The sequence below is a fragment of the Streptomyces sp. SID10853 genome (assembly GCF_010548145.1).
Taxonomy (GTDB): Bacteria; Actinomycetota; Actinomycetes; order Streptomycetales; family Streptomycetaceae; genus Streptomyces.
In genome coordinates this window covers 1-12,905 of sequence record NZ_JAAGLN010000003.1, presented here as the reverse complement: position 1 = coordinate 12,905, position 12,905 = coordinate 1, and the positions used below count along the sequence as shown (strand labels likewise).

The following is a 12,905-nucleotide window of genomic DNA, read 5'->3' as shown; positions in this document are numbered from 1 at the left end:
AGTCATGTGCGGTGTGCTTCTCTGCCGTCATGGCAGGTGCAGATGCGAGGGATCAGTCTCCGAGCAAAGGGCCTGAATCCCAGGACTGCTCGACCGGCGCGCTGATCAGCCCGTAGTGCTCGGGGCGCCTGTGCTGCCTGAAATTGAACATGTAGCGCTTGAATATGTTGCACGCGTCCAGGTCGATCGACCCGACGATCACCTCGTCGCCATTCGTGTACGCCTGCGCGGTGATCTCACCGGACGGGGCGATGATGACGCTCTGGCCGAGCTGGGGAATTCCCTCCTCCACACCGGCCCGTGCCGACGCCACCACCCAGGTGCCGTTGAAATAGGCGTTGGACTGCATCGACAGATGGTTGTGGAACGACTGCAGGTGATCCACTTCCGCCATGGCGGGGACATTCAGCAGGCTGTTGTAGCCCACCATGACGAGTTCCACCCCTTGCAGCCCCATCACCCGGTAGGTTTCCGGCCATCGCCTGTCGTTGCAGATACACATACCGACTCTGCCGCCGAATCCGTCCCATACGGGAAATCCCAGGTCGCCCACCTCGAAGTACCGCTTCTCCAGATTCTGGACCGGCTCGTGCGGCCGGGGGGTCGCATATCCCGGCAGATGGATCTTGCGGTACTTCCCTATGATTTCGCCCTGCTCCGAAACCAGGATCGATGTGTTGAACCGCCTGCCGTCCGGGGTGAGTTCCGCGAACCCCAGATAGAAGCCGACCCGCAGCTCGCGTGCCATCTCGAACAGCGGGGCGACCACCGGACTCGGCATGGCTGTCTCGTAGTAACTGTCGAGCTCGGCCTCGTCATCGATCAGCCAGTGCGGGAAGAAGGGAGTCAGCGCGGCTTCCGGAAAGACCACGAGCCTGGCGCCGCGTGCGGCGGCCTCGACCAGCATGCCGATCAGCCGGCCGACGGTTTCCTCTTTCTTCTCGCTGAGCGGGACGGGCCCCATCTGAGCCGCCGCCACCATCAGTTTCCGCGCCACGGGGTTACCTGCCAATCGCCGTTACTACAGTGGAAGATCTCAGGGACAGAGGGACAGACCTACAGGGTTTTCGCATGCGTCCCGCCCGGGACCTCTTCTGCTCTCTCCTCCGAAACACCCGTACGGCGATCGAGAAGCGTGAGCGCTGCCGCATAGACACAGGCGCCGAGCACCACTCCCATAGGCCAGGAATAGGCGGAGACAGCATCGAAGAAGGGGACCAGAGCGATGACTGCCGTGACCGCGGATGTTCCCGCGAAGGCCGTGAGCGCCACCCAGTTGTAGCCGGAGCTGTAGTGGTACCTGGACGAACCGTCGCTCACATACAGCTCGTCGACGACCACCGCCCCTTTCCGCACTCGGTAGTAATCCCACAGAATGATTCCGACGAGCGGGCCCAGAAAGGCACCTATCCCTCCGAGCGAGTACACGATGATCGCCGGGGTCGAGTACATCTTCCACGGCAGGACCACGACGGCGATACCGGACGCCACCAGTGCACCACGAGTGAAGTTGAGGCGTTTCGGAAACATATTGGCCAGGTCGTAGGCCGCCGATACGACATTGGCCGAGATATTGGTTCCCATGGTGGCGCCGAGGAACAGCACGGCGCCGACGACGAGCAGGATCTTGTTGTTCTGCTGAGCTATGAGCTGGGCGGGGTCGGTGAACACCTTTCCGTACACGGCGATCGCACCCGCGGTACACATGGCCGATACGACGCCGAACATGGCGCCGTTGATCGGCAGCCCCCAGAAGTTACCCCGCTTCACGGAACGTTCGTCCGCTGCGAACCGCGTGAAGTCGCTGACGTTCACAATGAGGGTGGACAGTGATGCCACGATGGTGAAGACAGCCACCATGAACAGCTTGACAGTCGCGCCCGCGCTCTGTCCGGGCACGGTCGTCCCGGTCCACGAGATCCGGCCTCCGGCCTGAACCAGCAGCGTGATCGAAAGCGCGAGCATCACGATCCAGATCGCGGGGCCGGCGAGATTCTGGAACTTACGGATGCGCTCGATGCCATGGGTGACCACGAACAGCTGGACCCCCCACACCCCGAGAAAGCAGATCCAGCCGAGGAGCGAAAGACCGAGGAACGACGGTGTGCGCTCCTCCCACCCGCTGATACCGGGAGACATCACCTTCAGCACGGATATCAATGCCATCGCGGCGAGATACGTCTGGATTCCGTACCAGAATATGGCGATGACGCCACGGACCATCGCCGGGATCCGGGCCCCGTACACCCCGAAACTCAGCCTGGCGATGACAGGGAAGGGCACACCGAGCCGCTGGCCGATGAGGCCGGTCGCATTGCACGCGACCAGCGTGATGGCGAAGGCGACGACGTACGCGAAGAAGATCTCCACCGGTGTCAGGCCGAGTACGTAGAGCCCGGCCGCAAGGGTGTACGTGCCCAGGTTGTGGATGACGGACATCCACATCGAACTCAGGTCGAAAGTCTTCCACTTGCGGTCGGTCGCAGGTGCCAAGTCATCGCTGTAGAGCGTGGGGTCTGTTTTCATGCTGCTCTCCGAGGAGTGTGACAACGCTGTGCGCAGCCGGTCCGGCGTGGCTGTGGTGCGACGCGTTCAGAGGTTTGCAAGAAATTCCGGCACCGGTACGCCTCATAAAGCCGCCGCGCCTTCCGCCGCGCTCACCTCGTCGAGAGCCAGCGTGATCTCGACTTCGACCGGAGCACCGAGCGGCAGCGCGCAGACACCTATCGCGGTGCGGGCGTGTTCACCCGCATCGCCGAAGACCGCCAGCAGCAACTCGCTCGCGCCGTTCGCCACGAGATGCTGCTCGTCGTAGTCGGGCGTGCAGGCCACGAACACCCGGACGCGGTGGACAAAGACGCCGTCCAGCGTGCCGTTCTCGGCGCGTGCTACCGCGAGTGCGTTCAGACAGGAGAGCTGCGCCAGCGCGATGGCCTCGTCGGTGTGGATGTCCTCTCCCACCCGGCCGGTCCGTGTCAGCACTCCGTCACGGTGCGGAACCTGCCCGGAGATATCGAGGAACGCGCCCGTCCGTCTGGCCGGGCGGTAGCGGCCGGACGGCGCCGGCGCCGCGGGCAGAATCAATTCGCCTTCGGCCAGCAGTCGTTCGGGGGTCAGCCGTGCAGCCGGGTTCACGCGACCACCGCCCGCTCGCTGATCTCGGGAATCCCGAGATCCGGCGCTCCCGGCGCCGACGCGACCGCGTCCGGGTAGTAACGCCGCAGGAATTCCAGGCCGATGTCCGCCCGCCTGACCCGCTCGCGCCCGAGCGCGACCGCGGTGTCCCGCAGATGTGCGCCGCTGGGGTACAGGCCGGGTGCGTTGCGGACGCCGAACTTGAGGTAGACGGGGGCCGCGACGCGCACGATCTCCGCTATCTCGTAGTAGCGCACGAAGCCGCCGACGTCGTCCGGGGACTCGATGTAGATGTCCAGTGGCATGTCGGTCCTGGCGCGGATCTCGGCGAGATGAGCGACGGTCAGATCCGGCGGGACGTTGTAGCTGTCCAGACCACAGCGTGCGCCCATGCCGATCGACACCGGATTGGACAGGCCCATCTGGACGCTGCCCTTGAACCGCACGCGCGGCGGCAGTTCGCCTTCGCTGCGCATCAGCGCCGCGGCCTCCAGCACACCGAGGTCGGTGATCAGAGCCCCCCTGAGACCGGCGTCGGTCATACGGCGGAGGTCTTCCAGGTTGTGTACGAGCTGATCCGCTCCCCGCGCCTGAGCCGCGCTCGTCCCCAGGGGTGCGAGGGCGCCGGCCCCGATCCCCCATCCGGCCAGCGGGCGTACGAACAGGGAGACCTCGACCGAGTGTGCTGCCCCCATGCCGGCCAAGTCGGCGAGTTCGCCCTGGGTGGTCAGCAGACCGCCGCTGCCCTGGGAGAGCCGGTGCAGCGGTACGCCGCGCCGCTGCGCCTCCTCGATGACGGCGGCCATGACGTCAGGCCCCTCGACGCTCGGGATCTCGACTCGGTACTGGCCGCCGTCCGGGAAGCGCACCTCGCTCGCCGGCAACGTCACGTCGTCGGACAGCAGCAGGCCGCGCTGCCGCAGAAAGCTTCGAGTGTTGTCCATGGAAGTCCTGTTCGAGATTTCGGACGTGGTCTGTAATCTCGAACAGCGTAGGGCGCGCAAGGATTTCGCGTCAATGGGTCGGCACCGCGAGAGGGAATGAGCGGTTCCTCATGGCGCTCCGGCGTCCGGCCGCCGGAGCCGACCGCAGCGCGGAAAGAGAGCGCGGAACAGAGCACAGAACATTCAGGGCAGAACAGAAGGGCCCCGCCCCCGCCGAAGCGGGACCGGGGCCCTGTCGCGTCAGAACGACGCGGGGGTGGAGCAGTAACCGCGCCGGGTCAGCAGCCCAGCAGCCGGCCGCCGAGGTACGACTGGATCTGGTCCAGCGAGACACGCTCCTGCTTCATCGTGTCGCGCTCGCGGACCGTCACCGCGTTGTCGTCGAGGGTGTCGAAGTCCACCGTGACGCAGAAGGGCGTACCGATCTCGTCCTGGCGGCGGTAGCGGCGGCCGATGGCGCCCGCGTCGTCGAACTCGATGTTCCAGTTGCGGCGCAGGTCGGTCGCCAGGCCCTTGGCCTTCGGCGACAGCTGCGGGTTGCGGGAGAGCGGCAGGACCGCGACCTTGACCGGCGCGAGGCGCGGGTCGAGGCGCATCACGGTGCGCTTCTCCATGACGCCCTTGGCGTTGGGCGCCTCGTCCTCGATGTACGCGTCGAGCATGAAGGCCAGCATGGCCCGGCCGACACCCGCCGCGGGCTCGATGACGTACGGCGTCCAGCGCTCGCCCTTCTCCTGGTCGAAGTAGGAGAGGTCGGTGCCGGATGCCTTGGAGTGCGCGCCGAGGTCGTAGTCCGTGCGGTTGGCGACGCCCTCCAGCTCGCCCCACTCACTGCCGCCGAAGCGGAAGCGGTACTCGATGTCGGCGGTGCGCTTCGAGTAGTGGGACAGCTTCTCCTTCGGGTGCTCGAACCAGCGCATGTTCTCCTCGCGCATACCGAGGTCGCGGTACCAGTTCCAGCGCTGCTCCATCCAGTATTCCTGCCACTGCTCGTCCTCGCCCGGCTTGACGAAGAACTCCATCTCCATCTGCTCGAACTCGCGGGTGCGGAAGATGAAGTTGCCCGGAGTGATCTCGTTCCGGAAGGACTTGCCCATCTGCGCGATGCCGAACGGCGGCTTCTTGCGCGAAGTCTGCTGCACCTGGCCGAAGTTGGTGAAGATGCCCTGGGCCGTCTCGGGCCGCAGGTAGGCGATGGAGCCGCTGTCCTGGGTCGGGCCGAGGTGGGTGGAGAGCAGGCCCGAGAAGTTCTTGGGCTCGGTGAAGGTGCCCTTGTTGCCGCAGTTGGGGCAGTTGAGGTCGGCGAGGCCGTTCGCGGGCGCGTGGCCGTGCTTCTCCTCGTACGCCTCCTCCAGGTGGTCCGCGCGGAAGCGCTTGTGGCAGGAGGTGCACTCGGTCAGCGGGTCGGAGAAGGTCGCGACGTGACCGGACGCCTCCCAGGTCTCCGAGGCCAGGATGACCGACGAGTCGAGACCGACCACGTCCTCGCGCGCGGTGACCATGTAACGCCACCACTGGCGCTTCAGGTTCTCCTTCAGCTCGACACCCAGCGGCCCGTAGTCCCAGGCGGCACGCTGACCACCGTAGATCTCACTGGAGGGGTAGACGAAGCCACGGCGCTTGCTCAGGCTGACGATGGTGTCGATCTTGTCGGCGGCCACGGTGCTCTCTTCATTACGACGATTGCGAACAGCGGAATACCTCAGGTTACCGGCGGCTGGGCCCCCCGGATCAAATCGGTTACCGGTTCCTGCCGGGATGGGCCGGAGATCCCCTTCACGACGGCCGGGCGGCGGGGTCGCCGGAGGGGTCGCACCGAGCCGTTCCGGAGGGTCACACCGAACCGTTGTTGACAATGGTTTCCACTTTCGTTGAAAATGACTGTCATGAACGTACGACGCCTCATACCCGCCACAGCTGTCTCCGCAGCGGTCGCCGCCGGACTGGTCGCCCTCTCCGCCTGCTCCGCCTCCTCCTCCGCAGCCGACCACAAGGACGGAAAGCTGCGTGTCGTGGCGTCGTTCTATCCACTCCAGTACCTGACGCAGCAGATAGGCGGCGACCATGTCTCCGTCACCAACCTGACGAAGCCCGGCGTCGAGCCGCACGACCTGGAACTCAGCCCGAAGCAGACCGTCGCCCTCTCCGACGTGGACGCGATCGTCTATCTGAAGGGCCTCCAGCCCGCCGTCGACGAGGCGATCAAGCAGTCCGGTGTGAAGTACACCGCCGACGCCGCCTCGATGACCACGCTCGAAAAGCACGGCACCGAGGTCGACGGCCGGCACCACACGACCGGTGACAACGACTCCCACTCGGAGAGCGAAGCCGGACTCGACCCGCACATCTGGCTCGACCCGGTGCGCTACGCCCAGGTCGCCAAGGGCGTGGACAAGACGCTCGCCGCGGCGGACCCGAAGCACAAGGCGGACTACCGCAGGAACACCGACGCCTTGGTGAAGAAGCTCGACGCCCTCAACAAGCAGTACGCGGACGGGCTGAAGCACCGCACGTCCGACACCTTCGTCACCACGCACGCCGCCTTCGGCTACCTCGCCGAGCGGTACGGCCTCACCGAGGAGGCCATCAGCGGGATCGACCCGGAGAGCGAGCCCAGCGTCTCGCGCATGAAGGACCTGCACAGCCTCGCCGCGAAGCACCACGTCAACACGGTCTTCTTCGAGACCATCGCGAACCCCGACACGGCCAAGACCCTCGCCGGCGACCTGCATGTGAAGACCGACGTCCTGGACCCGCTGGAAGGGATCACGGACAAGTCCAGGGGCCGCGACTACATCCAGGTCATGCGGTCCAACCTCGTCGCGCTCCAGAAGGCCCTCGGCGCGAAGTGACCGCACCCCGCACAGGCCCGTCCGCATCTGAGACCGCACCTGCGACCGCACCGGAGGCACGCGCCATGGACATGGAACAGGAACCCGTCATCTCGGTGCGCGGCGCCACCGCCGCGCTCGGCTCGCGCCCCGTGCTGCGCGGTATCGACCTCCGGGTCGGCCGGGGCGAGGTCGTCGCCCTGCTCGGCGCCAACGGCTCGGGCAAGTCGACCGCCGTACGCGCGGTGATCGGCCAGGTCCCCCTCACCGGCGGCTCGATCGAACTCTTCGGCAGCCCGCTGGGCCGGTTCCGGCAGTGGGCACGCATCGGTTACGTACCGCAGCGCACCACGGCGGCGGGCGGAGTGCCGGCGACGGTGCGCGAGATCGTCTCGTCCGGGAGGCTCGCCCGTACGAAGCTGCGGTGGCCGTCGAAGGCCGACCGGGCGGCCGTCGCCCGCGCCATCGAGCTGGTCGGGCTCAGCGACCGCGCGGGCGACTCGGTGAGCGCGCTCTCCGGCGGCCAGCACCAGCGGGTGCTGATCGCCCGGGCGCTGGCGTCCGAACCGGAACTGCTGATCATGGACGAGCCGATGGCCGGGGTCGACCTGGCCAGCCAGGAGATCCTCGCCTCGACCCTGCGCGAGCAGGTGGCCGCCCGGACGACCGTGCTGCTGGTGCTGCACGAGCTGGGGCCGCTGGAGCCGCTGATCGACCGCGCCGTCGTGCTGCGCGACGGCTGCGTCACACACGACGGGCCGCCTCCCGAGGCGCTGGGCCAGCATTCCCTGCCAGGCCACGACCACGTACACCCGCACGCGCCGGCCGAGCCGGCCAGGACAGGACTGCTGAGCTGACCATGGAACTTCTCCAGAGCGCCCTGATGCAGCGGGCCCTGCTCGCCGCCGTCCTGGTCGGCATCACCGCACCCGCCATCGGCATCTACCTCGTCCAGCGCCGCCAGGCACTGATGGGAGACGGCATCGGCCACATCGCCATGACCGGGGTCGGCCTCGGCTTTCTGCTCAATTCCAGCCCTGTGTGGATGGCGACGCTGGTCTCGGTCGTCGGCGCCGTCTCGATGGAGCTGATCCGCAGCTACGGCCGGATGCGCGGGGACGTGGCGCTGGCGATGCTCTTCTACGGCGGTATGTCGGGCGGGGTGCTGCTGATCAACCTCTCCCCCACCGGCTCCAACGCCAACCTCTCGTCGTACCTCTTCGGCTCGCTCGCGACCGTCTCGCAGAGCGATGTCACCGCGATCTGCATCCTGGCCGCTTTCGTGGTCCTGGTGACGCTCGGGCTGCGCAGGCAGCTCTTCGCGGTCAGCCAGGACGAGGAGTTCGCCCGGGTCACCGGGCTGCCGGTGCGGGTGCTGAACCTGCTCATCGCGGTCACGGCCGCCGTCACCGTCACCGTCGCCATGCGGGTGGTCGGGCTGCTCCTGGTGAGCGCGCTGATGGTGGTCCCGGTCGCGGCGGCGCAGCAGCTGACGAAGTCGTTCGCGGTCACCTTCGTGGTGGCCGTGGTGATCGGCACCGCGGTGACGCTCGCCGGTACGGTCACGTCCTACTACCAGGACGTGCCGCCCGGAGCGACCATTGTTCTGCTGGCCATCGCGGTCTTCGTGGCGCTGACCGCGCTCGCCGCACCGCTGGCGAGGCGGCGGGCACGGGCCGCGGAGGCGGCCGAGGCGGAGTGCGGGCCCGGCCTTCCGGCGGCGCGGCGGCCCGCGGAATCGGCCGGCGCCTGACGGAGCTGGCACAATGGCCCGACACATGGGCGGGCGACGCACGGCGAGGAGGCACCTGTGACTGCGGGAGCACCAGTACGAGGCCGGTCGACACGGCAGCGGGCCGCGGTGGCCGCGGCGCTCGACGAGGTGGACGAGTTCCGCAGTGCCCAGGAGCTGCACGACGTGCTCAAGCACCGGGGCGACTCGGTCGGGCTGACCACCGTCTACCGCACGCTCCAGTCGCTGGCCGACGCGGGCGAGGTCGACGTGCTGCGCACGGGCGACGGCGAGTCGGTGTACCGGCGGTGTTCGACCGGTGAGCACCACCACCATCTGGTCTGCCGCACCTGCGGCAAGGCCGTCGAGGTGGAGGGGCCCGCGGTGGAGAAGTGGGCGGAGTCCATCGCGGCACAGCACGGTTATGTGAACGTCGCGCACACGGTGGAGGTCTTCGGGACCTGCGCGGAGTGCGCGGCATCCGCCGCGGAGAGCTGAGACCCCGGCCCCGGAACGCCCAGCGCGTCCGGGGCCCTGGGTTGTCGGGGCCCTGGGTCGTCGGGGCCCTGCGCATGCCTGGACCTTGCGGTGCCGGGGCCCTGCGCATGCCTGGGCCCTGCGCTGCCTGGGCCCTGCGCTGCCGGGGCCCTGCGCTGCCGGGGCCCTGCGCCGGCGGCCGCTCGGCGCAGGGCCGGTCGGCCTTCCCTCAGCCGGTCGTCTCCTCGATCGCGCCGCCGAACCGCCGGTCCCGCTGGGCGAATTCGAGACAGGCCCGCCACAGGTCACGGCGGTCGAAGTCCGGCCACAGGACGTCCTGGAAGACCATCTCGGCGTACGCGCTCTGCCAGATCAGGTAGTTGGACGTGCGCTGCTCGCCGCTGGGGCGCAGGAACAGGTCGACGTCCGGCATGTCCGGGTAGTAGATGTACTTCGCGAAGGTCTTCTCGTTGACCTTCGACGGGTCCAGCTTGCCGTCCGCCACATCGCGGGCGATGGCCTGCGCCGCGTCGGCGATCTCCGCGCGCCCGCCGTAGTTGACGCAGAAGTACAGCGTCATGGCGTCGTTGTCCTTGGTCTGCTCCTGGGCGACCTGGAGTTCCTCGACGACCGACTTCCACAGCTTGGGCATCCGGCCCACCCAGCGGATCCGGATCCCCAGCTCGTCCATCTCGTCCCGGCGCCGCCTGATGACGTCACGGTTGAAGTTCATCAGGAAGCGCACCTCTTCGGGCGAGCGCTTCCAGTTCTCGGTCGAGAAGGCGTACAGCGAGAGATTCTTGACGCCCATCTCGATACAGCCGTTGAGCACTTCGAGCACGGTGGACTCGCCGACCTTGTGGCCCTCGGTGCGCGGCAGCCCGCGGTCCTTGGCCCAGCGGCCGTTGCCGTCCATGACGATCGCCACGTGGTTCGGCACCAGCTCGCCCGGAATCTTCGGCGGGCGGGCGCCCGACGGGTGCAGTTCGGGGGTTTTGTACTCCTGCTTGTTACGCCCCAGAATCCCGCGTCGTGCCATGTGCTCGTCTCCCTCTCACTACTTCTCTACGTACCGCAACGAGCGCAGCCCGCGCTCCAAGTGCCAGTGCAGATAGGCCGATACGAGCCCGCTGCCCTCCCTGACGTGCCGCGGCTCGGCCGCGTCGGCCGTCGTCCAGTCCCCCGTCAGCAGTGCGCTGAGCAGCCCGACGGCCTCCGCAGAGGGTACGACGCTGCCGGGCACCCGGCAGTCGCCGCACACCGCCCCGCCGCCCGCCACGGAGAAGAACCGGTTCGGCCCTTCCATGCCGCACTTCGCACAGTCCTCGAAGCTAGGCGCGTAGCCGTTGACGGCGAGCGAGCGCAGCAGGAACGCGTCGAGGATCAGATTCGGGGCGTGCTCTCCGCGGGCGAGGGTGCGCAGCCCGCCGATGAGCAGCAGATACTGCTGGACGGACGGCTCGCCCTCGTGGTCGGTGAAGCGCTCCGCCGTCTCCAGCATGGCCGTGCCGGCCGTGTAGCGGGCGTAGTCGCTGACGATCCCGCCACCGTACGGAGCGATGGTCTCGCTCTGGGTGCACAGCGGGAGGCCGCGTCCGATGAGCTCGCTGCCGCGTGCGAAGAACTGCACGTCGACGTGGGAGAACGGTTCGAGCCGCGCCCCGAACTTGGACTTCGTACGCCGCACGCCACGGGCGACGGCGCGCACCCGCCCGTGGCCCCGGGTCAGCAGCGTGATGATGCGGTCGGCCTCACCCAGCTTCTGAGTCCGCAGGACGACCCCGTCGTCACGGAAAAGACTCATGGGGTCCATTGTCCCGTACGCGCCGGGCCCGGTACGCAGGGAGCCCCGGGTCACGCGCCGGGACTCCGCTCGCCGCGCCACTGCTCCCACACCCCGGTGAGCTCCGCTTCGATCGCCGGGGCCACCGTGTCGAGGAGCCGTACCTGCGCTCCAGGGCCCGCCAGGTCCGTGCGGTACGGGTGGCGGGGGCCGCCGGGGGTGGCGCCGAGGGCGGTGACCGAGCCGATGACCCGGTGGGCGCCGAGGATGCCCGGCAGCTCCCGGATCTCCGGATCGCGCAGGTCCAGGTCCTCGGCCAGCAGGTCCTGGCCGTCGTACGTGGCACGGGTCGTCGCCCGTATGCTGCCGCCCCGTTCCCCTGAGCGCCCCAGGACCAGGGTGTCGCGCCAGAGCATCCGGGCGCCTGCGGCCAGCGCGATGTCCATGGTGCGCCGGACGTTCGCCCCTGACGCGACCACGAAGGGCTGTGCGTCCCAGGTCAGCTCGCCGCCCTCGGCGATGTCGACGGTGGCGCGCCAGGCCGATGCGCCGCCGCGGTGGTCGTAGGCGACGAGCCCGGCGGGTTCGACGATGTGCAGCCGGGCGCCGGGGCCGACCGAGAGGTGCAGGGTCAGCGCGTCGCCCGCCAGGAGCCCGGCGCGGGTGCCGACCAGGGCGAGGTGCAGTCCGTCGGACGCCGGACTCAGCGGGCGGGGCGCGAGAAAGGCGCCGGGGCGCAGTTCGCGGGCGATATGGCGGCCATCGGCGTCGCGCTCGACGGCGACGGCCGTGGGGTCGGCGCCGCCGTCGTCGGATCCGGTCATGGGTGGCTGTGGCCTTCGCCGTCACCGGGGCCGGGGCCGGGGCCGTGGCTGTGCGGGGCCATCGGGCCCGGGTCGGTCGGCACATGGGTGCCGGAGCGGTGGCGTACGAGCAACGCCCTGACCCAGTCGGCGAGTTCGGCCACGGACGCCGCGTCGTGCTTGGACAGCGCGAGGACCCGGAGGCCGTCGCGTGCGGCCTCCGCGTCGGCGACCATGGCCGCGACATCGACCTCCACGTGCGGCGCGAGGTCGGTCTTGTTGATGACGAGCAGGTCGGCCCCGGTGATGCCGGGGCCGCCCTTGCGGGCCACGTCGCCGCCGCCCGCCACATCGATGCAGAAGAGCTGGGCGTCGGCGAGTGCCGGGCTGAACGTGGCGGTGAGGTTGTCGCCGCCGCTCTCGATGAGCACCAGGTCGAGCGGCCCGTACGCCTCTTCGAGGTCCTCGACCGCGTCGAGGTTGGCGCTGACGTCGTCGCGTATCGCGGTGTGCGGGCAGGCGCCGGTCTCCACGGCGCGGATCCGCTCGGTGGGCAGGACACCCGCAGAACGCAGGAAGCGGGCGTCCTCGTCGGTGTAGATGTCGTTGGTGACCACAGCCATGGAGAGTTCACCGGCGAGCGCACGGCAGAGGGTCGCCAGGATCGAGCTCTTACCGGTGCCGACCGGGCCCGCGACGCCGAGGCGCAGGGCACGCGGCTGGTTGAGCGGTTCGTTGAAGTGCTGGTTGAGCGGCTGGGTCCCGGGGGCGTTCTCCGACAGGGGAGGCAGGGAAGGCAGGGACCTGGGGGCGTTCTCAGGCAAGGAAGAGTCTCCGTTCTCGTCGGTCGTGTTCGAGGGCCCACCCTTCGGTGAGCAGGCCCGCCCTGGCGGGCAGTCCGTCCGGTGTCCGTACGGCGACGGCCTCGGCCACCGCCGCGGCCGCCCCGGGCTCAGCGGCGAGGATCCACGCCACCGAGTCGAGCGGGTCGCCGGGCAGCAGTTTCAGCGCGGCGGCCGCGATCGTCTGGAGCTCGTCGTAGACGACGCCGTACGCCAGCTCCTCGTCCGACACGTCGAGCACCGCGCCGAGTGCGCCCAGGGTGACCGGCCGCAGGGGGCGCAGGGACGGCGTGCGGGCGGTGCTGAGCCCGGTGACCGCCGGGTGGCCGGGTGCGAGCCTGCGGGCGAGCCGGTGGAC

General features: G+C 68.7%; 14 protein-coding genes. 4 read left to right on the top strand and 10 right to left on the bottom strand.

The features are described from left to right. Positions 1-52: 52 nt before the first annotated feature. From G3I19_RS01630 to G3I19_RS01610, 5 genes are all read right to left on the bottom strand, one after another. On the bottom strand, positions 53-997 hold the full coding sequence (locus G3I19_RS01630) for an N-carbamoyl-D-amino-acid hydrolase (RefSeq protein ID WP_164258640.1): 945 nt from the start codon (positions 995-997) through the stop codon (positions 53-55). 59 nt (positions 998-1,056) lie between these two features. After that, complete coding sequence (locus tag G3I19_RS01625) at positions 1,057-2,526, bottom strand: NCS1 family nucleobase:cation symporter-1 (RefSeq protein WP_164258638.1); 1,470 nt, start codon at positions 2,524-2,526, stop codon at positions 1,057-1,059. Positions 2,527-2,628: 102 nt separating this feature from the next. Then, the gene (locus G3I19_RS01620; protein ID WP_164258636.1) at positions 2,629-3,135 is read right to left on the bottom strand and encodes a RidA family protein; all 507 of its coding nucleotides are present in this window, start codon (positions 3,133-3,135) and stop codon (positions 2,629-2,631) included. Further along, on the bottom strand, positions 3,132-4,079 hold the full coding sequence (locus G3I19_RS01615) for a U32 family peptidase (protein WP_164258634.1): 948 nt from the start codon (positions 4,077-4,079) through the stop codon (positions 3,132-3,134). Before G3I19_RS01615 ends, G3I19_RS01620 begins: the two co-directional genes overlap by 4 nt. Positions 4,080-4,357: 278 nt before the next feature. Next, a complete protein-coding gene (locus G3I19_RS01610) occupies positions 4,358-5,740 on the bottom strand; it encodes a glycine--tRNA ligase (RefSeq protein WP_164258633.1) in 1,383 nt (460 codons plus the stop codon). Positions 5,741-5,965: 225 nt separating this feature from the next. On the opposite strand from G3I19_RS01610, the gene G3I19_RS01605 reads away from it, so the two are divergent. The 4 genes from G3I19_RS01605 (at position 5,966) to G3I19_RS01590 (ending at position 9,140) form a co-directional block, all read left to right on the top strand. Beyond that, the gene (locus G3I19_RS01605) at positions 5,966-6,931 is read left to right on the top strand and encodes a metal ABC transporter substrate-binding protein (RefSeq protein WP_164258631.1); all 966 of its coding nucleotides are present in this window, start codon (positions 5,966-5,968) and stop codon (positions 6,929-6,931) included. Between the two features lie 65 nt (positions 6,932-6,996). After that, positions 6,997-7,767 carry a metal ABC transporter ATP-binding protein gene (locus G3I19_RS01600; protein ID WP_164258628.1) on the top strand — a complete coding sequence of 257 codons (771 nt, stop codon included), beginning with the start codon at positions 6,997-6,999 and terminating at the stop codon, positions 7,765-7,767. 2 nt (positions 7,768-7,769) lie between these two features. Continuing rightward, positions 7,770-8,663 (top strand): metal ABC transporter permease, encoded by an 894-nt coding sequence (locus G3I19_RS01595; protein ID WP_164258627.1) that lies wholly within the window; start codon positions 7,770-7,772, stop codon positions 8,661-8,663. 57 nt (positions 8,664-8,720) lie between these two features. Continuing rightward, a complete protein-coding gene (locus tag G3I19_RS01590) occupies positions 8,721-9,140 on the top strand; it encodes a transcriptional repressor (protein ID WP_164258625.1) in 420 nt (139 codons plus the stop codon). A 208-nt stretch (positions 9,141-9,348) separates the two neighbouring features. Here the strand turns inward: G3I19_RS01590 and G3I19_RS01585 are convergent, their stop codons facing one another. The 5 genes from G3I19_RS01585 to G3I19_RS01565 form a co-directional block, all read right to left on the bottom strand. Continuing rightward, positions 9,349-10,158 (bottom strand): isoprenyl transferase, encoded by an 810-nt coding sequence (locus tag G3I19_RS01585; RefSeq protein ID WP_164258623.1) that lies wholly within the window; start codon positions 10,156-10,158, stop codon positions 9,349-9,351. A gap of 18 nt (positions 10,159-10,176) precedes the next feature. Next, entirely contained in the window at positions 10,177-10,923 is a 747-nt protein-coding gene (recO, locus tag G3I19_RS01580; RefSeq protein ID WP_164258621.1) for a DNA repair protein RecO, read from the bottom strand. Positions 10,924-10,973: 50 nt separating this feature from the next. Next, positions 10,974-11,726 (bottom strand): urease accessory protein UreD, encoded by a 753-nt coding sequence (locus G3I19_RS01575; protein WP_164258619.1) that lies wholly within the window; start codon positions 11,724-11,726, stop codon positions 10,974-10,976. Next, positions 11,723-12,415, bottom strand: a complete 693-nt coding sequence (gene ureG, locus G3I19_RS01570; RefSeq protein WP_239073898.1) for an urease accessory protein UreG — start codon at positions 12,413-12,415, stop codon at positions 11,723-11,725. The genes G3I19_RS01575 and ureG overlap by 4 nt, the downstream gene beginning before the upstream one ends. A 106-nt stretch (positions 12,416-12,521) precedes the next feature. Continuing rightward, positions 12,522-12,905 (bottom strand): urease accessory UreF family protein (locus tag G3I19_RS01565; RefSeq protein ID WP_343234953.1); only part of this gene is annotated, 384 nt, incomplete at its 5' end.

Excerpts from the sequence above, each read along its gene's own strand:
- recO (WP_164258621.1), bottom strand. The coding sequence starts at position 10,923 with ATGAGTCTTTTCCGTGACGACGGGGTCGTCCTGCGGACTCAGAAGCTG.
- G3I19_RS01605 (WP_164258631.1), top strand. The coding sequence starts at position 5,966 with ATGAACGTACGACGCCTCATACCCGCCACAGCTGTCTCCGCAGCGGTC.
- G3I19_RS01600 (WP_164258628.1), top strand. The coding sequence starts at position 6,997 with ATGGACATGGAACAGGAACCCGTCATCTCGGTGCGCGGCGCCACCGCC.
- G3I19_RS01575 (WP_164258619.1), bottom strand. The coding sequence starts at position 11,726 with ATGACCGGATCCGACGACGGCGGCGCCGACCCCACGGCCGTCGCCGTC.
- G3I19_RS01585 (WP_164258623.1), bottom strand. The coding sequence starts at position 10,158 with ATGGCACGACGCGGGATTCTGGGGCGTAACAAGCAGGAGTACAAAACC.
- G3I19_RS01595 (WP_164258627.1), top strand. The coding sequence starts at position 7,770 with ATGGAACTTCTCCAGAGCGCCCTGATGCAGCGGGCCCTGCTCGCCGCC.
- G3I19_RS01625 (WP_164258638.1), bottom strand. The coding sequence starts at position 2,526 with ATGAAAACAGACCCCACGCTCTACAGCGATGACTTGGCACCTGCGACC.
- G3I19_RS01615 (WP_164258634.1), bottom strand. The coding sequence starts at position 4,079 with ATGGACAACACTCGAAGCTTTCTGCGGCAGCGCGGCCTGCTGCTGTCC.